Below are 19,793 nucleotides of genomic sequence, written 5' to 3'. Positions count from 1 at the left end.
GTTATTTTTCCGATTTAAAAACCAGCTTCCATATCACGATATTGATGAGGAGAAGCACAATGAAATATACAGTAGAGCCGAATGGTACCTGACTAGCAATTAAATAATGTAGACCTGCCAGCATACCTAAAGGGATGAATAACAACATAGTTTTCCAGCCTTGAGCATCTCCAACTTCATCATATGGTTTAGTAAAAGGTATTTTATTGCTCATCGTGACGAAACAAATAATAGTATACAACCAGCTTGTTACTAAAACTACTAGTAAATCTGGGATAATTCGAATGCCGTAAATATAGCTAAAGATTACACTTAGTACTAAAAATAACGGAATATACAATTTGATTAAAAATGCCTTCAAGCTACCTTTTTGTAAGTCTGTATAATCTTTAAGCGGGAGTGTTTTATAAATCCACGCCGCTTTATATTTAGCAGAGTGACCAAGAAAAAGCACAGCAGAAGGAATAATGAGCATACTAAAGTAAATATTTAAGTAACTCATACTAAGAGCATAATCAACTTCTTCGGACCTATTAAACGTAAACATGAAAATAAAAGGAATAATAAATGAAAAACCTAAAGACGGATAGACCTTTAGCTTAAACTCTCGCTCCTGCTTCATCATAAGAGTGGCAAAGCGATAGAAAGCTCGTTCTTCATGTGTGCTACACACGAGTGTTAATAGAAGGGACTTAAGTCGGTTGTTCTTCTCTTTTTTTGATTTACTTGTACTAAGTAGCTTTTGAAGATTGCGTTCAAAGGTTGGAATGAGCTTGATGTAGATTCCTATTGAGATTATAGGAATAATCAGTGCTAAAATACTGTAGATGACTGTTAATAAGGATGTATCACCATGTAGTATTAATTCATATGGAGCGGCAAACCACATCGGTACAAGGAAGAGGCTCCACCAATGAAATGTTACGGTCATATTTAAATCGACGAATTCAAAGGATCGAATAAGAACCTGATAGCCAATCATCAGCATGAGTGACAAAGCAATTTGTACATAGTTAATCATATCCTTCAGTTTTTCGCCATCAAAGAAGCGTAAAATAGCAATATACAAAATGGCTGTGAATGCCACAATCAGTAAATTCATGAGTAGAATCTCAAGACCCGTTAAAATAAAAAATACAATTCCTTGAGTAAAAAGGCTGACTATCAGTGGGATAGCTGTTAAGGCAAGTGTTAAATAAGATAAGTAAATAAAAATATGCATAAATTTAGCTGCATTGATTGTTTTAGCTGAAATAGGCTTGGTTGAAAGTATGCTTTTATCCCGTACATCTAAAAGTACAGAAGAAAAATCAGAAATCAGGGATGTCATAATTAAAAATATGATCATGGCATAGGCAATACTCAGTTGAAAAAGAAAGTTTTCACCAAATCCCATAAGTGGGATGAGTACAAGTCCAAATAAAACATAAATCCACAATGATTTAATATAGCCGTATTTTTGGTTCTCTTTCTTTTTATTCTGATTAAATATTGTTGGTACTTTACGTTCATCCATCGTTAATTTAATATGAAGAATTTTTCTCATCACGTCATAATCAATGCCCATTTTTACAAAGAGCAGTCGGAATTTATCAAGCAATTGTAGCGTTTTGAAATCTGTCATGATTGAACTCCTCGGACGATGGACACAAATTTCTCTCCGATTTCCTGATGCTCATGAAATCCAGTTAACTGGTTAAAAATTCTTTCTAATGTTCCTTCGGTATTATCTGCTTGTAGTTGGGCAAATGTTCCGTCTGCTGCAATTTTTCCTTCATACAGAAGAATGATACGGCTACTGATTTTTTCAACCACATCCATAATATGAGATGAGTAAAATATGGTTTTTCCGTTGGCAGCCAGCTGCGTTAAAATTTCTTTAAAAATCATGACACTGTTTGCATCTAAGCCATTGATAGGTTCGTCTAAAAATAGTAGGTCTGGATTATGTATAAGGCTTGCAATGATGAGTAGTTTTTGGCGCATACCCTTTGAATAGGAGGAAATTCTAGAATGGTATGCTTCACCAACCCCGAATAATTCCATTAGTGATTTGGATTTGTCAGCCGCCTCTTCTAGCTCTAAACCATAAAGCTGTCCAATAAAGGTTAAATACTCATAGCCTGTTAAATTGTCATAAACATCAGCGATTTCGGGAACGTAGCCAATTTTTCGTTTATAATCAATATGATCTTGCCCTATGCTTTTTCCAAAGAGCTTAATTTCTCCGCCATAATCACCTTCTAGCCCTAGAATAAGTTTTACAGTCGTACTTTTACCAGCGCCATTAGGACCAATGTAACCGATGATTTCCCCTCTAGCTGCATGAAGGTCAATCCCCCTCAAGATTTCTTTGTTTCCATAACTCTTCGTTAAATTCGTAATCGTTAAAATTTCATCCATTTCATAGCTCCTTTCTAATTTTTGAAAAATTACCCATAAATACACTATAGCATAATAAACAGGAGGTTATTCCTCTTGTTAAAATGAAAACAGTTCGTTTCTAGCTTTGTCTAACTGTATATGATAAATTTTAAACTCCTATATTTCATGCTACATAGCGTAGGGTTTTCTTGATATACACACCATACTATTGAAATATGATAGAAAGAGGAGCAACCACTCTAACTGGAAATTACATAATAGGTGGACCTTTTAGGTTGGCAAGGGTTATGAAAAAATGAAGCAAGGGGGTTAGGAAGTGTTTAGTGATTTTAAGCTTATGGATGAACGTCCGGTTTATGTGCAATTGAAGGATTATGTTCAAGATATGATTGTCAAAGGGCATCTGTTAGAACATCAAAAGCTTCCATCTACCCGTGAACTTAGTAAGCTATTATCAATCAGTAGAAATACGGTCTTGAACGCATATGCCGAATTAGAGCTAGATGGCATCATCTATGCAAAGAAGGGAATAGGGCATTTTGTAGGGAAGGTCACGCCATTGAAAACAGCGTCTATTGAAATGGACTGGAAGCAAAGGCTGAATGCAACCACTTTATTAGCAGATGAAATTGATTTATTACGACAAGATATACAGTGGCAAAAAGGAATGATCTCCTTCACTAGTATTGCCCCGGAAGAAAAGCTTTTTGATGTTGAAAATTTCAAAAGGGCGTTTCTTACAAGAATGTCGATTGAAGGAGATGTTGTCTTAAACTATGGCTATGCAAAGGGCTATAAGCCTTTAATTGACTATCTTCTCAGTTATATGGAATTGAAGGGTGTAGACATTTCTAATAAAGATATTGTCATTACAAATGGTTTTACAGAGGGGCTAGATATTTTATTGTCCTCTTTAGCTAAAAAATCAGGGCGTGTACTATGTGAAAATCCTACACACCACGCAGCATTAAAGCTTTTCCGTTTGCATGGGTTAGAGATACATGGCATTGATATGAAAGATGATGGTATTGATATGGACCAGGTGGAAAAAGCCTTAGCAGCAAAAGAATTTGATTTTGCCTATCTCATTCCGTCTTATCATAATCCTACTGGAATTGTTACTTCCTCAGAAAAACGGAATGCTATTTTTCAGCTTTTTGCAAAATATCAAATTCCCGTCGTAGAGGATGGCTTTAATGAGGAATTAAGGTATTTAAGCGCTCATTTGGCGCCGCTGATCGCTTTTAGTGGTAAAGGTAATAACATTGTCTATATTGGCAGCTTTTCTAAAATACTTTTCCCAGGCTTACGTGTTGGCTGGATTTTAGCAGATAAGGCGTTAATCGACTGCTTAGAAAGCATGAAAAGAGCTCGAACGATTCATACGTCAACACTCGATCAGGCGGTATTATATCAATATTTGCAGGATGGCTATTTTGAAAAATATTTAAAGAAGGCAAGGTCTGTCTATAAAAAAAAATATGAGCTTGCTCGTCAAGCCTGTATGCAATTCATTCCGTTTAGTAGAATCACAGGAGATGGTGGGCTCCATCTTTTTATAGAGCTAGAAGAGGGAATTGATGCACGTCTGCTACTGGAGAAGTGCTATGACAAGGGCGTAGTGTTTTACCCAGGAGATGTATTTTTCACAAATGGGAAAGGCAGTAATACATTTCGTTTAGGTTTTTCTCGTTTAGCAGATGACGATATTGTTCGTGGTATTCAAATCATAGGTGATACATTGAAAAATGATATGAGGGGTTGAGAAAATGAAGGTTGGCGTAATTATGGGAGGTACTTCCTCTGAAAAGGAGGTTTCCATTATGACAGGTAAAGAAATGGCCGCTCAATTAGATACGCAAAAATATGAGGTTGTTGCCATTACTTTAGATGACAACAAAGAGGTAATTGATAAGGTGCGTGGCATTGATGTCGCTTTGTTAGCACTGCATGGAAAGTTTGGGGAGGATGGTACGATTCAAGGGGTACTAGAAACATTGGGTATTCCTTATACAGGAAGTGGTCTTCTAGCAAGTAGCTTGTGCATGGATAAAAATATGGCTAAAAAAATATTGCGATATGAAGGTGTCGCAACACCAGATTGGATACATCTCATCAAAGGAGAGGAGCTGCCCTTACAGGATATAGAACTTATTGGTTATCCGCTTGTAGTGAAACCAAATGCTGGTGGCTCTAGTGTAGGTGTTCAAATTGTCCATAATCAGAGTGCCTTATTGACTGCTGTAGCAGAGGTATTTAGGTGGGATAACGAAATCATTATTGAGCAGTACTTGATTGGTGACGAAATTACATGCCCAATCCTCAATGAGAAGCTTTTGCCAGTCCTTTCAATCAAACATACGGCAGTATTTTTTGACTACCAGGCGAAATATGATGATGCTTCTACAATAGAGGAGCCTGTGGAACTCCCACTTGCGATTCATGATCGTGTGGCAAAAGCTGCGATGCTAAGCTACAAGACTTTAAGATGCAGTGTTTATGCTAGAGTAGATATGTTAATTAAGGATGGCGTCCCTTATGTGTTAGAGGTTAATACATTGCCTGGGATGACGCAAAATAGCCTTCTACCAAAAAGTGCACTGGCTGCTGGCATCAGTTATCCAGCACTATTGGACAGTATTATTGAAAGCTCCTTACAGATCGATAGAAATAGGTAAATAGAAAAAACACCTTTTTGTTGTAACTTACAAAAGGTGTTTTGACTGTCTTAAGATTTTGCTAGTTCAATAAAGCCTTCTCCAAAAACGTCCCTTACATCATGAATGGCAATAAAGGCATCTTTATCGACTTCTTTGACGATTTTTTTGAGCTTCACAACTTCTTGTTTACTAATGACGATATACAGAATTTCTTTTTGTTCCTTTGTATAATAGCCATGACCTGAAAGAACAGTAACTCCACGGTTCATATAAGCAGTCACCTGTCCAGCAATGTCTTCTGGTTTCTTTGAGATAATAGTAACAGCTTTTTTAGGGTTAACGCCCTCAATCACAAATTCCATCACCTTTGTACCAACATAGAGCATAATAATCGTTAGCATTAATGCCTCTGCACCGATGATAAAATAAGATGAAAAAGCAACAATTAAATCAAAGAATAAAAGTCCATAGCTAATACTCCAGCCAAGGTATTTGTTGGTAATCCTAGCTAAAATCGTAGAACCCGCTGTTGTACCACCAACTCTAATAATTAAGCCGATACCAACCCCGGCAAATACGCCACCAAAAATCGTATTTACGATAATCTCATCTGAGGAAATAGACCAAGATTCTGTTAAATGTAAGAATAAAGAATGGAAAGAGACCGCAATGATAGTATAGATTGTTGTTTGTCTATTTAGGAATTTATAGCCAACCATTAGTAAAGCTGCATTCATGATAAAGCTGACAATACTCGGAGACCATCCGAAAAGATAATAGGCAATAATTGTTAAGCCAGTTACGCCGCCTTCACCCAAATCATTCGGAATGACAAATAAGTTAACTGCAAGGGCAAAGAGCAGTGATCCAAGCATAATCATTAAAATATCCATTACGTATTTTTTCATTCACATAACACCACCATATCAATTTAGATTTTTTCTTAAATCCATACTATATCAGGTTTTCACCAAATGATATACTTTTTGTAATGTTCATTTATGATATATCGACCTTTTTTTGTATGTCTTTAGTCTGGGAGACCTTGACTAATTGGGAAAAATATTTATAATAATCATAACACTTTTAAGGAGGATTAAAAAAATGGGCTATTCAATGAGACTACGTTTTACCGTTTTGAACCAATAACTGAATAGGGTCAATAACTCTGTTTGTGAAACCAGAGTATACGGGATAGTCTGTCCTTTTTTAATCATCTTTCATAACACAACAAAGGGAGCTCACGCCTTTATTTAGTGAGACAACTTTCCTAATATATCTCAGTTACTTAGATCACAGGCACATTGTCTGTGTTTTTTATTTACCCAATAAGGGGGAAGGTAGAATGCATATGCTATTATTCTTTTGATACGGGCTTTAACTAAAAGCTCGTATCGATACCATAGCTATCGATACGAAATGATTTATTTTCGGGAGGTAGCAATATGGAGAAAATTTGCTTTGAATTAGAGCATGTAATCGTAAATTATTTAGATAAAGAAATTTTAAACATTGAAAAATTAGCTATTCACCAATTCGATCGGATCGGCATCGTTGGGAAAAATGGTGCTGGAAAAAGTACATTAATGAAGTTACTTGCTAGCAAAATTCAGCCGACGAGTGGGATGTTAAAGAGTCATGTTCATTTTGGATATTTTGAACAAATGGAAGCACCAACGTTCGTAGAGGTAGAGGCACAGTTATTAGGAAAATTAGCTGTTCCTCCATATTCTGAAGGACTAAGTGGTGGGGAGCAAACGAGATTGAAGTTAGCACAATTACTTTCTTCTTATGAGGAAGCACTGCTCATTGATGAACCAACAACACATTTAGATCAAGAGGGTATTTCGTTTTTACTGGATGAATTGCGTTATTATTATGGAGCGCTTGTACTAATTAGCCATGATCGTGCTGTACTAGATGAATTGGTCACAACGATCTGGGAGGTTGATGGGGGCAGAATAAATATTTATTCTGGAAATTATAGTAATTATGCTCAGCAAAAGCAGGTAGAGCGAGATCAACAAAGTCAGGCGCATGACTTATACTTGAAGGAAAGAAGTCGTCTTGAACAAGCTGTTGATAAAAAAATGAGAAAAGCTGAAAAAATTACCCAAGCAGGGAGCATGTCAAAAAGAGAAGCTCATGCAAAACCGAATCGTATGTTTATGACAAAGTCCAAAGGTACGAGTCAAAAAAGCGTACAACGTGCAGCCAAAGCGATAGAACATCGCATAGAGAAGCTTCAGAAAGTAGATGCGGTACAGGTAGAGAGAAAAATAGTTTTTCGACAATCGAAAGCTTTGGAACTACACAATAAATTTCCGATTATGGCAGAGCAATTCACTTTACACGTACCAGGGAAACTACTATTGAATAAAGTGAACTTCCAAATACCATTAGGTAAAAAGATTGCGCTTGCAGGTAGTAACGGTTGTGGAAAAAGTACATTACTACAACATATTGCAAACTATGGGGATGGGTTAACCATTTCCCCTAAGGCCAAAATAGGCTATTTTCATCAGATGAGCTACCAATTTAAAAGTGAGGAAACGGTCCTCCAATTTTTAAAAAATCGCTCTGATTACGATGAGGGTTTTCTACGAAGTGTTCTAAATTCCATGCAGTTTGTAGGAAATGATATACAAAAAAGTGTGAAGTTATTAAGCGGTGGTGAAGCGATACGACTCCAGCTTTGTTATCTGTTTTTGGGGAACTTTAATATACTGTTACTGGATGAGCCAACCAACTTCTTAGATATTCAAGCATTAGAGGCGCTAGAGCAATTTATAATGGCTTATGAGGGAACAATCATCTTCGTGACACATGATAAGAATTTTATCGCAAATGTAGCAGATTTACAGTTTACTATAGAAAGTAATAAAATATTTTAAATGGGAAGGTGCGATTCTATCAGTAGGAGAATCGCACCTTTTTTTATTGAATTTATATTCATAAGAAGAGTATATAAAACGTCAATACACTATAAAAAGGAATGATGATCGATATTCAAAACAAATGTGTCAGCGAAATTTTGAACATTATAGGAATGTAAAAGAAATCATCGATTATTATAAAATCTAACCTTCCTCTAACCTAGCAATCAATATACTTGGTCTGTAACCATTGTTACAAATCATTTTCTTGGAGGGATATTTATGAAATTAAGAGCATTAGGGGTAGGAACACTAGCATTAGGTTTATTAACAGGTGGTTTTTCATTTTCTGCATTAGCTTCTTCAAATGATGAGAATGAAAAAGGGGCACAATCAATCAAGGCTGATGTGAAGATACTTAAGCCTGGAGAGAAAAAGGAGGTTCCTAAAGGCTTGTTAATGAAAAAAACAAAAGTAGATGAAAAAGAATCAGTAAAAGTGAGCGTAAAAACCTTTGAACCTGGTGAAATGCCAACTATTCCTGAGGGTGCTGTGATGATGACAACTACAATAGTTGATGGCGGGGAAAAGGAAAAGTAATGAAAGGAAGCTTGTTTTGATCTTTCAAAACAAGCTTCTTACTATGTAAAGGTAAAAGAGACAAGTGTTAGTTGACTTAAATTATTTTAAAAGCTCATTCAAGTAGGCTATTCTAGTACAAAGGGGTAGGACTTGTTTGTTAGCAAAATTTATGAAACTAACGGGTCGTTAAAAAAGTCTGATTTTTAAAGGTGGATAGAACGAATGAAACTTTTATTGGTCGAAGATGAGGCTGTCTTATCCAGGATCATCTCTAAAGGGTTAAAGAAATCTGGCTATGCCGTTGATACAGCTTTTGATGGTAAGGAAGCATTAGAATTATTCGAAATCAATGAATATGACCTTATTATATTGGACTTAAACCTACCCAAAATGGATGGCATAGAGGTGTTAGAGCAGATTCGAGTTCAGAGCGAGGATGTGAAAATACTTATCCTTTCAGCACGTTCAGCTATTCATGATAAAATATTGGGTCTTGATTGTGGAGCCAATGATTATTTAATAAAGCCCTTTGATTTTCAAGAGTTGGATGCGCGTATACGCAACTTATTAAGGCGGTCTTTTAGTCAAAAAAGCGCCATTATATCTTTTGAAAATATAACACTTGATAGCTCAAAGAAAATAGTTTTAGTGGATGGTGAGATGATACATGTTACCAAAAAGGAATATGCTATTCTAGAATATCTCATGCTACATCAAAATAAAGTCATTAGCTCAGAGGAGTTGATAGAGCATGTATGGGACAGTGAAACGGATTTATTTTCAAATTCACTCAAGTTCCATATCCATTCATTACGAAAAAAAATGGCAGATGTTTTGGGGGAAATAGAAGTGATTCAGACAATCCGAGGACAAGGTTATATCATTGCAGAAAATGATAGAGGTTCATATGAATAACTTAACATTAAGAATGAGGCTGACCCTTTTAACTGGCTGTATTTTTGTAGTGGTTACAATTTTGTTAACGTTCCTATCCATTTATAGTGCCGAGGAAAAAATTGTTCAACCTATTACGACAACGATACTCAATCAAGAAAATAGGCTTCACAAAGAAATCATAGATGAGGCGACAGTAGAAACCAAGATGAATCATGATATCGTTGCTCAAATAAAGATTACGGATGTAAGAGAAGCGAAAAAGAAATTTATCAATCAGAGTGTCATATGGATGTTAATTATTATTGTAGCAGGGATAGCTACCATTTATGTAGTGGCTGGTCGAGCTTTAAAGCCAGTTCATGATCTTAGTCAAAAAATCGGAAATATAAGCGAACATAATTTAGCTCAACGTATCGAACATATTTCTACAAAAGATGAAATAGGGGATCTTACAGCTTCATTTAATCACATGCTAGATCGACTAGAAAAATCGTTTCTGTACCAAAAGAGCTTTGCCGCAAATGCAGCACATGAATTGAAAACACCACTAACAACCATGAAGGCAGGTATCCAGGTTTTAAAACTGGAAAAATCACCAACAGTAGAAGATTATAAGGAAAATTTAGAGGTGACAGAGCAAGGCACACAAAGGCTCATCCAGGTTGTGAACGATCTGTTAACATTAGCTTATGAGCAAACGGAACATTTTTCTGATGATATTGAGCTCAAAGCAATGTTAGACACGATTACACAAGAATTACAGCCTTTATGTATAGAAAAAAATATCGCTATTTCTGTAGATATTGACGTGAAAACGATAACGGGAAATCAAACATTACTCTATAGAGTTTTTTCTAATATGATTGAAAATGCGATTAAGTACAACCACAAGAATGGAATGGTTGAAGTTCGTGGACAGGTTAAGAATGGAGCTACTCATATTACAATTACAGATTCAGGAATTGGGATACCAAATGATCAGCTACACTATATTTTTGAGCCGTTTTACCGTGTCGATCACTCCCGAGCCCGTGAGTTGGGTGGCTCTGGGTTAGGTTTATCTATTGTCAGAACCATCGTTGAAAAGCATCATGGGAAAGTAAACGTCCAAAGTACATTAAATGTCGGTACAACATTTGAGATCATTTTACCAATATAAAAGTGTGATTTTACCATTAGGGGAATCACACTTTTTTAGTTAATTTTTATTATTAGAGAGGTAAAAGGGAAAATTTGGCGAAGAATGTGTAGATAAATATTACAAAAAGGATGATGATCGATGATGAATACGGATGTGACGACGAAATTAAAAATCAGGCAGCCAGTCCATAAAGTTTTTGAAGCCATTATTTCTCCTACTGAAATTGGGCATTATTGGTTCTCTGATAGCTCTGAAAGATGGGGAGCGGGTAAAAGGATTACGCTTAGATATGATGAGTATCATGCTGAGGGTGTAATCACTGTGCTGGAAATGGAGGCTAATGAAAAAATTATGTTTGTATGGGGTGAAGAGCATGGTGAAGTGACGATGGTTACCATCACTCTTGAAGAATTACAAGGCGAAACCATTATTACTGTAGTAGAGTCAGGGTTTAATGCCCATGACCCAGAGATTATGGCAAAAATGATGGGGCAAAAAGAGGGTTGGGTTTATATGTTAACATGCCTCAAAGGATATTTAGAAAATGGCATTAGCAGTTTAAGAGCTTCGTTAATTCATTAGTGTATGTAGCTTACAATGCAATGACCTTAAACTTTATTAAATGCTGCTACCACTATAGGAGAGATGAGTCTTGGGAGTGGAGTTGCAGGAAAACTAGTGGGAGCATCTTATTCAAAAACCTATAGATACTTCTGAACAGAATTGGTAGGTGATTTTTTGGATAAGAAAATGTTTTCAAGTTGTATAATTGTTATCGCTGTTATTTCGTTATTTAGTCCAACAATTATTTCTACTTTAATGCGACAACAAAGTACAATACTTAATACTCATTATTACATTCAATACATTGCTAATTTGGTTAGTTTCCATCTAAGTTTATTCTTTTTGGCTTCATTAGCATTAGTCTTATTTCTCAAGAAGGGTCGATGACTAAATTGAAACATTTAAAACCACCTAAATGAAGATTAGAGATGGTTTTTTGTGTCTTACTATCAAATTGAAAAAGGTGCTATCCGTCGATAACACGTTCTATATACCTAAAGCAAGTTAAAGGAGATATTCATAGTTATGATGCCTACCGGAGACTTTAGTAGAGGAAATTGTTAATGCTGCAAGAAAATCATTTCTGAATTTATTTAAAAATGGTGAGCGGGACTATTACTGTACGCTATATACAACTGGCGAAGGGCATGCTCCGAACGTTTCAGCTTGGTCGTGGGAAGCATTGGGGCGGGAAGCTACTAAATAGGCAAGAAATAGCAACAACTCTCAATCTGAAAAGGCTGCTCTTATCAAATGGTCTTATGCAGATTCTCCTTATTGTTGCTTCGGTGAAGAGTATTTTACAAATGTATGTCAGTACTTGAATGACCGACCTAATATCAATGTCCTTGGGGGTGAAAAATGGCAGCAAGAATTGACATTCCGGCTAACAGCAATGGAATTAGCCATGAAAAAGCTTGATGAGGAGGGACTATTTGCCTTGAATCAAACAAGAGACGCTATTTGTATACTCGTGGAAGTGATGCCCCCAGATGAAGTAAACATAGAAATAGCGTTGCAATTAAACCAGTCGTCTACAGCATTGCAGCAATGGTTGGTGGAAGCAGACGAGTGATGGAGGGATGAAAGTGAAAAAATTATATTGGATGATGGGTGGCATTTTAATTTGTGCAGGGTTAGTAATAGGTATTGTCTTTTGGAAGTTTCAAAAAGAGATTAAGAAGGACGACCCAGAATATATTGTTCAATTTATAAAGGAACATAGAGCTGATAAAAATGTTTCCGTAGCCATTCAACGCAATCAACAATATTGGGTGGAATTAAACACTAAGGAACAGCTGCCATTAGCAAGTACAGTTAAAATCATCGTCGCTATAGCCTATGCACAGCAAGCAGCAGAGGGTCGCATTAATCCTCAGCAACAGGTCGATCTAAAGGAGTTAGAGGTATTTTATATTCCTAAAACGGATGGAGGTGCACATGAAGCATGGTTAGCGCAGTTAAACCTTCAGGGTGTGGATCATGTACCTTTAAGTGAAGTCGCAAGTGGTATGATTGCTTATAGTTCCAATGCGAATACGGAATATTTAATGCATGTATTAGGTTTTCAAGCGATTAATGATGTGCTTACACAGCTACATGTAGAGGATCATGAACCATTATATCCAATCGTCAGTGCACTCCATATCCCGGTTCAAGTCTTGAAAGAAAAAAATTTAACGAAAAAAGAAACATTAGCGGCTTTGCAAGAAATGGATATGGCTGAATATCGTGAGCGTGCATCGTCTATTCACGCCAGTTGGATAGAGCAACCTTTGACTTACGAGGAGAAAGCAGAGGCACAAAAACTGCTCAATATGGATTTTCAAAAGATATGGTCTGACCGTTTAATAAGGGCCACTACAAACGATTACATCTCTATTTTAGAAAAATTGAATAATAAAAATTTCTTCAGTGCAGAGGTACATAAATACTTAGATCCCGTAATGGAACAGTTGATGCAGAATCCTAAAAATCAAGAATGGCTAACACATGCAGGTCAAAAGGGTGGATCGACTGCATTTGTCTTAACACTAGCAGCCTATGCGGAAGATAAAGAAGGGAATCAAACGGAAATTGCCCTTTTTGCTAACGACTTAAATACAATGGAACAAATTAAACTATCTAATAGTATGAATAGTTTTCAATTGAAATTTCTGACAGATGATAAGTTTCGCAAGCGTCTTAAAAGGGAGTTTTCTGAGTTGTGAGTTGCCTCTATAGATATGGCAACTCACACTATTAGCTCCGTTCATCCATTAATTTTTCGAGAAACTTTGAGAAAGTAGAAGCATATTCATAAATCATGTCATTCAATAAGTCAAAGCACATAACTGAAAACTCACCATGTTCATCTTTTGATGATGTATTAAAAAAATATAGTTCGTCTGCGTCTGGAACAAATAAATCTAACCTATTCGGATATTGTTTACACCAATCCTTGTCAGCCAAGTTAAGACGATGTATATAAAGAATATCTGTATGATCGATGTCTCTGTATGCTGGTTGACCGATTGTGAGAATAGATCCACCATTCAGTTGCCCATTGCCATAATTTTTTAACCACCAGCAATAGGATGGTGGTAAGCTGAACCCTAATTCAACTTCAGCTTCTACAATCCAATCATCTTCAACATCATGTCCAGGAAACCATTTAATCGCCGTAGTACTTGCTAGCATTTCTGCTAATCTAGCGTACATGGCAGCTACCTCCAATCTGTTTATAAATAGCACTCCATTAATAATTCAACGTGCAAACGGAGTACCTTCTTTCATTCAACTGCATAATATAGCGTTATCATGTATGAGAGGATTGAGTTACATGTACCACCCTTATTACGGTAATTATCTACTGTATAATTACGGTTATCAACCTGTTTATTGGGCCTATCCAAATCAGGAAGAACGAGTGCCAAGAAGTAATGTCCAGAATGATTTTGGATCAGGACCATTCGTTGTCAACATTGAAGAGACTACAAAGCACAACAAAAATTATCGAACAGTACTATGGACAGGGCCACACTTACAAGTAACTGTGATGAGCCTTAACGTTGGGGAAGATATTGGCTTAGAAGTACACCCTCACGTCGATCAATTTATTTGTATTGAGGAAGGGCATGGCGTTACACAGATGGGACCAAGTAAAGATTATTTAAACTTCCAAAGACACGTGTCTGAAGATATGGCCATTATGGTGCCAGCAGGGACATGGCATAATGTTACGAATATAGGCAATAAACCGCTAAAGCTTTACACAATTTATGCACCACCAAACCATCCATTTGGAACTGTTCATACGACAAAGGCTGATGCCATGGCTGAAGAAGAAGGCTATGGGCAGCGTGAATAAGAAATCATAAAGCGTGTTTTTCTGCAAAACATGCTTTTTTCTTGATATATGGTAGAATGTGTTTTAATTACAGATAGTAATAGTCCTGAATGGAGGTGATTAATGATGAAATATTCAAAAGCAACAAATTATGCGTTACATACGATGGTGTTTTTAACGCTCAATCCTAAAGGGAAATCAATGAGCGTAGAGTCTCTAGCAGAAATGCAGAAATTATCACCAACCTATCTTTCGAAAATATTAACAAAGCTTGTGAAGGCAGGTTTAATTGAGTCGAATCCAGGTGTCAACGGTGGTTACCGTATTTCTAAGCGTCCACAAGAAATTTCTTTCTTAGATGTGATTTATGCGATTGAAGGACAAACCTCATTATTTAGTTGTGCTTCAGACCATGAAGATGTCTTTCATCATCAAGGCTGTCTCATTGAACAAGTGATGGTGGATGCTGAGAATAATATGAAAGAGGAGCTTAGTAAGCAATTTATTATAGATATAGCTAATAAAATCGATTTAGATGGATAGCATGCATAAAGCGGTGGATACAGCACTAAATGTGATGGATAGAACGTTCAAATTGGTGGATAGGAACTAGGGAAGACCCCTAGTTCCGTTATTTTAATTGCATAAGAGCACCAAAATATTGCTGTGCTGTCGCGAAGCAAATAAATGCTAGTAGCTCGCTAATCTCGGCTGCTGTTAAATAATCCTTTAATACAGCTGTGACATTGGCCGCAGTGTGACCTTTTGAAGCTAAGAATGCTTCTGCAAAACCTGTACATACGGCTGTTTTCTCATCATAGTATTGTGGATCTGGTTTGCCTTTTGCCTTACAATACTGACAGCCATTTTTTTGAGCTAATGTTTTTCGAACCTCTTCTTTTAATGAAGCGGATAGATGCCCGTCTTTTTCGAGTACCTCCCCCAACTGTTGCCAGTGCAGCTGAATTCCCTCGTTATAGCCTAATAGTTGTTGAAATGGCGTTAAGCCCTTGTCGTGTAAATGAATAAGTGTCATCAAACATCCCTCCTTTCATTAGTGTAAAATATGAATAACGAAGTTAATATGCGAATTCGAAGGAAATTATAATCGTTTCCTTTTAAAAAGAAGGGGTATTGCCATAATGGATTTCATTAATGAAAGGATACTGAAAGAATTAAAGGAGGATAGTCGTATTTCTATGAGTGAATTAGGGAGACGAGTACATTTATCGGCACCAGCTGTTCGTGAAAGAGTACGGCAATTAGAGGAACAGGAAGTCATAAAAAAATATACTTTGGCTATTAATAAAAAGGCATTAGGCTATCCAGTTGAGGCTATCATTGAGGCGACAATAAAAAACAACCGCTATGCAGATTTTAAAGATCTTATTAAGACGTATACAACGATAGATTTTTGTTATCGAATATCAGGTGAGGCATGTTTTTTATTAAAAGGGCATTTTCAAACTTTTTCTGATGTTGAGCAGTTTATTGATGTATTACAGCCATATGCACATACAAAAACCAATTTTATTTTTTCTGATATATGTGAGGACATTTAAGAAAGGAGCTATTAATGGAATTCAAATTATTTGAAGAAGAAATTGATGATTTAGTACAGTTACTCACTCAAAATAAATGGTTGTATCACACGAATCCACTGGTAAAAGAAGAGTCCATTCGAGCTGCATATGTGGAGGGTTACTATAAGAACGATCGTGAAACACATTGGCTACTTGAGGAAGGGGAAAAAGTCGGGATTCTTTTTATTCATGTGGAAGTAAGGATATGGTGTTAAAGCACTTCATTGATCTATTTGGCGAAAAAGGTAAGATTCGTATTGAGGGCTATACTAGAGCCGATAATATGGGGATGCGAAAATGCTTTAGTAAGGCTGGCTTTGTGAACGAGGGCTATTTAAGAAATGCTTGGGAAAATGAGGACGGTACCGTGACAGATAGTATTGTCTATAGTGCTATTAAAGATGATTGGATTACAGGGAACTCAACACCAATAAAAATGGATGAAGTCCCATTTTAAAGTGTTTGAGAGGAGTTATAGCATGAAAAAAGACATTTTAAACGCTTTAAGAAAATTATGGTCAAGCCAATCAAGTTCTAAATGGAGCTTGGATAACCTTGCAAAAGGGCAATGTGGCGTTACTTCATTAGTGGTGCAGGATATTCTTGGCGGAGAAATTAGAAAGACATTTCTCAAGGAGGGCTGGCACTTTTATAATGTCATTAATGGCGTAAGAATGGATTTTACGGAGGAGCAATTTTCATACATAATCGACTATCAGGATATTGATTCAAATAGGACAGAGGCTTTTCATGATACCAATGATGGGCAATATAGCTATTTAAAATCACAGGTTTATAAGCTTTTAGGGAAGGTAGAGAGTTAATTTTCTCTGCCTTTTTAAATTTAAAAACAAAGTTGTTGACGTTGATAAAAATATCGTGTTATTATTATCTCGAATTCAAGATAAACAATTTCGAGATAAATGAATTCGAACCTTTAGCTTTCGTCAGGAGGTACAATTATGGGTTTTTTGAATAAATTATTTAGTTCAAAAAAAGAGGAGGAACAAACAATGGCAGAATTAAATATCGGTATTATTATTGGATCGACACGTGAGGGACGTGTAAGCCCTCAAGTAGCACAATGGGTAAAGGAAATTGCAGATCTACGTGGTGACGCAAACTATACAGTGATCGATATTGCTGATTATAAATTGCCATTATTAGGCGAACCAGGGCAAGATGCTTCGGGTGCACAGGCTTGGTCAGAAATTATTGCTAAACAAGATGGATTTGTGTTTATCGTACAAGAATATAATCACTCTATTACAGGGGCCTTAAAAAATGCACTAGACTATTTACGTGTTGAGTGGAATAACAAGGCAGCAGGAATCGTGTCATATGGTTCTGTAGGTGGAGCTCGTGCAGCAGAACATCTACGTGGCATTATGGGAGAGCTATTAATTGCAGATGTACGTGTTCACCCAGCATTATCCTTATTCACAGATTTTGAAAATGGAACAGACTTTAAACCAAAGGAAGTACAATCAGATTCAGTGAACCAAATGTTAGATCAATTAATCCCATGGTCTAAAGCTTTATATACAATTCGCTAAGCTTATCCAGTTTGAGGTAGGACGTAGTTGGGCACAGTAAAGGTGAGAAAAATAGTCGAAAGGGCTTGTTAACATGAAAAAACATACAGCAGGTATTCACCATATCACAGCCATCGTAGGGCATCCACAAGAGAATATTGATTTTTACGCAGGTGTGTTGGGCTTACGTTTAGTGAAGCAAACTGTAAACTTTGATGATCCTGGCACATATCATTTATATTTTGGCGATAAAGGTGGAAAACCAGGCACAATCATTACCTTCTTCCCTTGGGCAGATGCTTATCAAGGACGTATTGGTGATGGCCAAGTTGGCGTTACAACGTATGTTGTACCAGAAGGGGCACTTCCATTTTGGATTAATCGCTTAGCAAAATTCTCGATTCCCTTCCAAAAAGCTGAACGCTTTGGTGAGCAAGTCATTCAATTGGACGACCCACATGGTTTGCATATTGAACTAGTTGCACGTGCGGAAGGCGAGCTCAATGAATGGACATTTGGTGAGGTAACACCCGAGGTTGCTATTAAAGGTTTTGGTGGAGCTACACTATACTCAAGTCATCCTGAAGAAACGGCAAAAGTTTTAACAGAAGTGATGGGCCTTGAACAGGTAGCGACAGAGGGTGACTATACTCGTTATAAATCAAGTGCAGCTATTGGTAATACTGTAGATTTAAAAACAGTAGCAGGTGTACGTGGTCAAATGGGTGTAGGAACGGTTCACCATATTGCGTGGAGAGCTCAAGATAATACGGATCATTTAGAATGGCAAGAGTATGTGATGAACCATGGACAGCATGTAACGGAAGTCAAAGATCGTAATTATTTCAATGCGATTTATTTCCGTGACCCTGGCGAAATTCTATTTGAAATCGCTACAGATCCTCCTGGATTTGCTCATGACGAAACACCTGAGACAATGGGTAGCCAATTAATGTTGCCACTTCAGTACGAACAGCATCGTGAACAATTAGAAAGAACATTAATCCCGATTAAAGTGCGTAAATTGGATTAAGAAGAGGAGTCGCTTAATTTCCAATAATCCAAGAAAATGACAGGCTGTTAGCAGAATTGCACAGTCAAACTACGCTAAAATTGCGATAGAGCACAAAGCTAAAATATAATAAAAATGAGAAAAGAGCGAATTTGCAAAAATCCTCTCTTTTCTCATTTTTTATTATAAAATTCCTTCTATTTTCATTAAATCTTCATTTGTTAACAGGACATCCGTTGCTTCCACATTGATAGCTACTTGGCTTTTATGCTTTCCTCCTGGGATAACGGCATCAACACCGTCTTGGGCTAATAACCAAGCAAGAGCCAGATTTGGTAATGTTGTTTGTTTTTCTGCTGCTACTTCCTTTAACGCCTCTACTTTAACTAATGTTTGTTCAAACAGTTCACCGTGGAATAAAGGGTTTGAAACTCGCCAGTCCCCTGCGCCTAGTTTAAAATCTTTTGTATACTTGCCACCAAGTAGACCATATGAGAGTGGTCCATAAGGAATAAATGAAATATCATTTTTTATACAATATGGCAGTAAATCTTGTTCGGCTGAACGGTTTAACATATTATAAGGAGATTGTAAGACTGAAATATCATTATGCATATTTGCTTCGATTAATTGATCTAATGTTACGTTAGAAATTCCTATTGCTCCGATTTTACCTTCTTCTTTTAAGCGCGATAATTCTCCAATCGATTCAACAAGAGGTGTTTCGTTATCAGGGAAGTGCAAATAGTATAGATCTACATAATCCAATTGGAGGCGATTTAAGCTATTTTCAAAAGCTTGTCGTAGATATTTTGGATGATTATCTACTGTTACTGTACCATCTTCAAACCAACGTTTAGCTGCCTTTGTTGCCAAAACGAAATCTTCCCTACGATAGTTTTTCAAAACATCCCCAACGATTTCCTCTGAACGCCCTTTACCATAAATGTCTGCTGTATCAATAAAAGTTATTCCAAGATCTAGGGCTGTTGTCACTAGCTCCTTTCCATCTTGTTCATTTAAGCTTTCAAATAAATTATGACCACCAACAGCATTTGTTCCAAGACCAATTTCTGAAATACGGATATTAGTTTTCTTTAATGTATGGAATTTCATCTTCTTACCTCCTCGTTTTTCTATAACAAGAATAGGATAAAAACCTATTTTTACAAACATCTATACTAATAGTTTCATATATAGAAACAAAAGCATTTTTATTGCAAAGGAGCA

Annotated in this window: 22 protein-coding genes and 1 pseudogene; 17 read left to right on the top strand and 6 right to left on the bottom strand. The window is 36.6% G+C overall.

The annotated features are described in order from the left end of the window. Position 1 precedes the first annotated feature (1 nt). Complete coding sequence (locus CRI88_RS21755) at positions 2 to 1,624, bottom strand: hypothetical protein (RefSeq protein ID WP_058845233.1); 1,623 nt, start codon at positions 1,622 to 1,624, stop codon at positions 2 to 4. Further along, complete coding sequence (locus CRI88_RS21750; protein WP_058845234.1) at positions 1,621 to 2,403, bottom strand: ABC transporter ATP-binding protein; 783 nt, start codon at positions 2,401 to 2,403, stop codon at positions 1,621 to 1,623. The genes CRI88_RS21755 and CRI88_RS21750 overlap by 4 nt, the downstream gene beginning before the upstream one ends. 298 nt (positions 2,404 to 2,701) lie before the next feature. On the opposite strand from CRI88_RS21750, the gene CRI88_RS21745 reads away from it, so the two are divergent. Together CRI88_RS21745 and CRI88_RS21740 are read left to right on the top strand one after the other, a co-directional pair. Continuing rightward, positions 2,702 to 4,150 (top strand): aminotransferase-like domain-containing protein, encoded by a 1,449-nt coding sequence (locus CRI88_RS21745; RefSeq protein WP_036128802.1) that lies wholly within the window; start codon positions 2,702 to 2,704, stop codon positions 4,148 to 4,150. Positions 4,151 to 4,154: 4 nt separating this feature from the next. After that, the gene (locus tag CRI88_RS21740) at positions 4,155 to 5,063 is read left to right on the top strand and encodes a D-alanine--D-alanine ligase (RefSeq protein WP_058845235.1); all 909 of its coding nucleotides are present in this window, start codon (positions 4,155 to 4,157) and stop codon (positions 5,061 to 5,063) included. A 50-nt stretch (positions 5,064 to 5,113) separates the two neighbouring features. Here the strand turns inward: CRI88_RS21740 and CRI88_RS21735 are convergent, their stop codons facing one another. Further along, positions 5,114 to 5,953, bottom strand: a complete 840-nt coding sequence (locus tag CRI88_RS21735; RefSeq protein ID WP_036128798.1) for a YitT family protein — start codon at positions 5,951 to 5,953, stop codon at positions 5,114 to 5,116. A gap of 537 nt (positions 5,954 to 6,490) precedes the next feature. Here CRI88_RS21735 and CRI88_RS21730 point away from each other — a divergent pair. The 7 genes and pseudogenes from CRI88_RS21730 to CRI88_RS21700 all read left to right on the top strand — a co-directional run bounded on the left by CRI88_RS21730 (position 6,491) and on the right by CRI88_RS21700 (position 13,315). Continuing rightward, positions 6,491 to 7,939, top strand: a complete 1,449-nt coding sequence (locus CRI88_RS21730; RefSeq protein WP_058845236.1) for an Msr family ABC-F type ribosomal protection protein — start codon at positions 6,491 to 6,493, stop codon at positions 7,937 to 7,939. A gap of 264 nt (positions 7,940 to 8,203) precedes the next feature. Beyond that, positions 8,204 to 8,521 carry a hypothetical protein gene (locus CRI88_RS21725; protein WP_101967021.1) on the top strand — a complete coding sequence of 106 codons (318 nt, stop codon included), beginning with the start codon at positions 8,204 to 8,206 and terminating at the stop codon, positions 8,519 to 8,521. 204 nt (positions 8,522 to 8,725) lie between these two features. Next, the gene (locus CRI88_RS21720; RefSeq protein WP_036128792.1) at positions 8,726 to 9,418 is read left to right on the top strand and encodes a response regulator transcription factor; all 693 of its coding nucleotides are present in this window, start codon (positions 8,726 to 8,728) and stop codon (positions 9,416 to 9,418) included. Next, the gene (locus tag CRI88_RS21715) at positions 9,411 to 10,559 is read left to right on the top strand and encodes a sensor histidine kinase (RefSeq protein WP_058845238.1); all 1,149 of its coding nucleotides are present in this window, start codon (positions 9,411 to 9,413) and stop codon (positions 10,557 to 10,559) included. Before CRI88_RS21720 ends, CRI88_RS21715 begins: the two co-directional genes overlap by 8 nt. A gap of 120 nt (positions 10,560 to 10,679) precedes the next feature. Then, entirely contained in the window at positions 10,680 to 11,123 is a 444-nt protein-coding gene (locus CRI88_RS21710) for an SRPBCC family protein (protein ID WP_080717176.1), read from the top strand. 538 nt (positions 11,124 to 11,661) lie between these two features. Continuing rightward, positions 11,662 to 12,180, top strand: a pseudogene (locus CRI88_RS21705) (DUF4303 domain-containing protein). A gap of 13 nt (positions 12,181 to 12,193) precedes the next feature. Beyond that, positions 12,194 to 13,315: a serine hydrolase gene (locus CRI88_RS21700; protein ID WP_036128786.1), complete on the top strand. Its 1,122-nt coding sequence runs from the start codon at positions 12,194 to 12,196 to the stop codon at positions 13,313 to 13,315. A gap of 31 nt (positions 13,316 to 13,346) precedes the next feature. On the opposite strand, the gene CRI88_RS21695 is transcribed toward CRI88_RS21700, so the two are convergent. Then, positions 13,347 to 13,805, bottom strand: coding sequence for an SMI1/KNR4 family protein (locus tag CRI88_RS21695; protein ID WP_036128784.1), 459 nt, complete (start codon positions 13,803 to 13,805; stop codon positions 13,347 to 13,349). A gap of 121 nt (positions 13,806 to 13,926) precedes the next feature. Between CRI88_RS21695 and CRI88_RS21690 the strand changes: the two genes are divergently transcribed. Continuing rightward, positions 13,927 to 14,454 carry a cupin domain-containing protein gene (locus CRI88_RS21690; RefSeq protein WP_036128783.1) on the top strand — a complete coding sequence of 176 codons (528 nt, stop codon included), beginning with the start codon at positions 13,927 to 13,929 and terminating at the stop codon, positions 14,452 to 14,454. Between the two features lie 102 nt (positions 14,455 to 14,556). Then, positions 14,557 to 14,976: an Rrf2 family transcriptional regulator gene (locus tag CRI88_RS21685; protein ID WP_036128781.1), complete on the top strand. Its 420-nt coding sequence runs from the start codon at positions 14,557 to 14,559 to the stop codon at positions 14,974 to 14,976. An 88-nt stretch (positions 14,977 to 15,064) separates the two neighbouring features. On the opposite strand, the gene CRI88_RS21680 is transcribed toward CRI88_RS21685, so the two are convergent. Beyond that, on the bottom strand, positions 15,065 to 15,469 hold the full coding sequence (locus tag CRI88_RS21680) for a carboxymuconolactone decarboxylase family protein (protein WP_036128779.1): 405 nt from the start codon (positions 15,467 to 15,469) through the stop codon (positions 15,065 to 15,067). 106 nt (positions 15,470 to 15,575) lie between these two features. Between CRI88_RS21680 and CRI88_RS21675 the strand changes: the two genes are divergently transcribed. The 6 genes from CRI88_RS21675 to CRI88_RS21655 all read left to right on the top strand — a co-directional run bounded on the left by CRI88_RS21675 (position 15,576) and on the right by CRI88_RS21655 (position 18,584). Next, a complete protein-coding gene (locus tag CRI88_RS21675; protein ID WP_036128778.1) occupies positions 15,576 to 15,995 on the top strand; it encodes an Lrp/AsnC family transcriptional regulator in 420 nt (139 codons plus the stop codon). A 14-nt stretch (positions 15,996 to 16,009) separates the two neighbouring features. Continuing rightward, positions 16,010 to 16,231, top strand: a complete 222-nt coding sequence (locus tag CRI88_RS23105; protein WP_230593986.1) for a hypothetical protein — start codon at positions 16,010 to 16,012, stop codon at positions 16,229 to 16,231. Beyond that, entirely contained in the window at positions 16,222 to 16,473 is a 252-nt protein-coding gene (locus CRI88_RS23100; RefSeq protein WP_230593984.1) for a GNAT family N-acetyltransferase, read from the top strand. The genes CRI88_RS23105 and CRI88_RS23100 overlap by 10 nt, the downstream gene beginning before the upstream one ends. Positions 16,474 to 16,495: 22 nt before the next feature. Next, positions 16,496 to 16,840, top strand: a complete 345-nt coding sequence (locus CRI88_RS21665; protein ID WP_058845239.1) for a YunG family protein — start codon at positions 16,496 to 16,498, stop codon at positions 16,838 to 16,840. A gap of 138 nt (positions 16,841 to 16,978) precedes the next feature. Beyond that, complete coding sequence (locus CRI88_RS21660) at positions 16,979 to 17,572, top strand: NADPH-dependent FMN reductase (RefSeq protein WP_036128773.1); 594 nt, start codon at positions 16,979 to 16,981, stop codon at positions 17,570 to 17,572. 73 nt (positions 17,573 to 17,645) lie between these two features. After that, positions 17,646 to 18,584 carry a ring-cleaving dioxygenase gene (locus tag CRI88_RS21655; RefSeq protein WP_036128771.1) on the top strand — a complete coding sequence of 313 codons (939 nt, stop codon included), beginning with the start codon at positions 17,646 to 17,648 and terminating at the stop codon, positions 18,582 to 18,584. A gap of 162 nt (positions 18,585 to 18,746) precedes the next feature. Here CRI88_RS21655 and CRI88_RS21650 read toward each other — a convergent pair whose 3' ends face one another. Then, positions 18,747 to 19,679 carry an aldo/keto reductase gene (locus tag CRI88_RS21650; RefSeq protein ID WP_036128769.1) on the bottom strand — a complete coding sequence of 311 codons (933 nt, stop codon included), beginning with the start codon at positions 19,677 to 19,679 and terminating at the stop codon, positions 18,747 to 18,749. Between the last annotated feature and the right edge of the window lie 114 nt (positions 19,680 to 19,793).

Origin of the sequence: Lysinibacillus fusiformis (assembly GCF_002845985.1) — a bacterium.
Lineage (GTDB): Bacteria > Bacillota > Bacilli > Bacillales_A > Planococcaceae > Lysinibacillus > Lysinibacillus fusiformis_D.
Note: the sequence above shows the minus strand (reverse complement) of the source record. Positions and strands in the feature narration are given on the sequence as shown.

Excerpts from the sequence above, each read along its gene's own strand:
- CRI88_RS21755 (WP_058845233.1), bottom strand. The coding sequence starts at position 1,624 with ATGACAGATTTCAAAACGCTACAATTGCTTGATAAATTCCGACTGCTC.
- CRI88_RS21750 (WP_058845234.1), bottom strand. The coding sequence starts at position 2,403 with ATGGATGAAATTTTAACGATTACGAATTTAACGAAGAGTTATGGAAAC.
- CRI88_RS21740 (WP_058845235.1), top strand. The coding sequence starts at position 4,155 with ATGAAGGTTGGCGTAATTATGGGAGGTACTTCCTCTGAAAAGGAGGTT.
- CRI88_RS21735 (WP_036128798.1), bottom strand. The coding sequence starts at position 5,953 with ATGAAAAAATACGTAATGGATATTTTAATGATTATGCTTGGATCACTG.
- CRI88_RS21730 (WP_058845236.1), top strand. The coding sequence starts at position 6,491 with ATGGAGAAAATTTGCTTTGAATTAGAGCATGTAATCGTAAATTATTTA.
- CRI88_RS21725 (WP_101967021.1), top strand. The coding sequence starts at position 8,204 with ATGAAATTAAGAGCATTAGGGGTAGGAACACTAGCATTAGGTTTATTA.
- CRI88_RS21720 (WP_036128792.1), top strand. The coding sequence starts at position 8,726 with ATGAAACTTTTATTGGTCGAAGATGAGGCTGTCTTATCCAGGATCATC.
- CRI88_RS21715 (WP_058845238.1), top strand. The coding sequence starts at position 9,411 with ATGAATAACTTAACATTAAGAATGAGGCTGACCCTTTTAACTGGCTGT.
- CRI88_RS21710 (WP_080717176.1), top strand. The coding sequence starts at position 10,680 with ATGATGAATACGGATGTGACGACGAAATTAAAAATCAGGCAGCCAGTC.
- CRI88_RS21695 (WP_036128784.1), bottom strand. The coding sequence starts at position 13,805 with ATGTACGCTAGATTAGCAGAAATGCTAGCAAGTACTACGGCGATTAAA.
- CRI88_RS21690 (WP_036128783.1), top strand. The coding sequence starts at position 13,927 with ATGTACCACCCTTATTACGGTAATTATCTACTGTATAATTACGGTTAT.
- CRI88_RS21685 (WP_036128781.1), top strand. The coding sequence starts at position 14,557 with ATGATGAAATATTCAAAAGCAACAAATTATGCGTTACATACGATGGTG.
- CRI88_RS21680 (WP_036128779.1), bottom strand. The coding sequence starts at position 15,469 with ATGACACTTATTCATTTACACGACAAGGGCTTAACGCCATTTCAACAA.
- CRI88_RS21675 (WP_036128778.1), top strand. The coding sequence starts at position 15,576 with ATGGATTTCATTAATGAAAGGATACTGAAAGAATTAAAGGAGGATAGT.
- CRI88_RS23105 (WP_230593986.1), top strand. The coding sequence starts at position 16,010 with ATGGAATTCAAATTATTTGAAGAAGAAATTGATGATTTAGTACAGTTA.
- CRI88_RS23100 (WP_230593984.1), top strand. The coding sequence starts at position 16,222 with ATGGTGTTAAAGCACTTCATTGATCTATTTGGCGAAAAAGGTAAGATT.
- CRI88_RS21665 (WP_058845239.1), top strand. The coding sequence starts at position 16,496 with ATGAAAAAAGACATTTTAAACGCTTTAAGAAAATTATGGTCAAGCCAA.
- CRI88_RS21660 (WP_036128773.1), top strand. The coding sequence starts at position 16,979 with ATGGGTTTTTTGAATAAATTATTTAGTTCAAAAAAAGAGGAGGAACAA.
- CRI88_RS21655 (WP_036128771.1), top strand. The coding sequence starts at position 17,646 with ATGAAAAAACATACAGCAGGTATTCACCATATCACAGCCATCGTAGGG.
- CRI88_RS21650 (WP_036128769.1), bottom strand. The coding sequence starts at position 19,679 with ATGAAATTCCATACATTAAAGAAAACTAATATCCGTATTTCAGAAATT.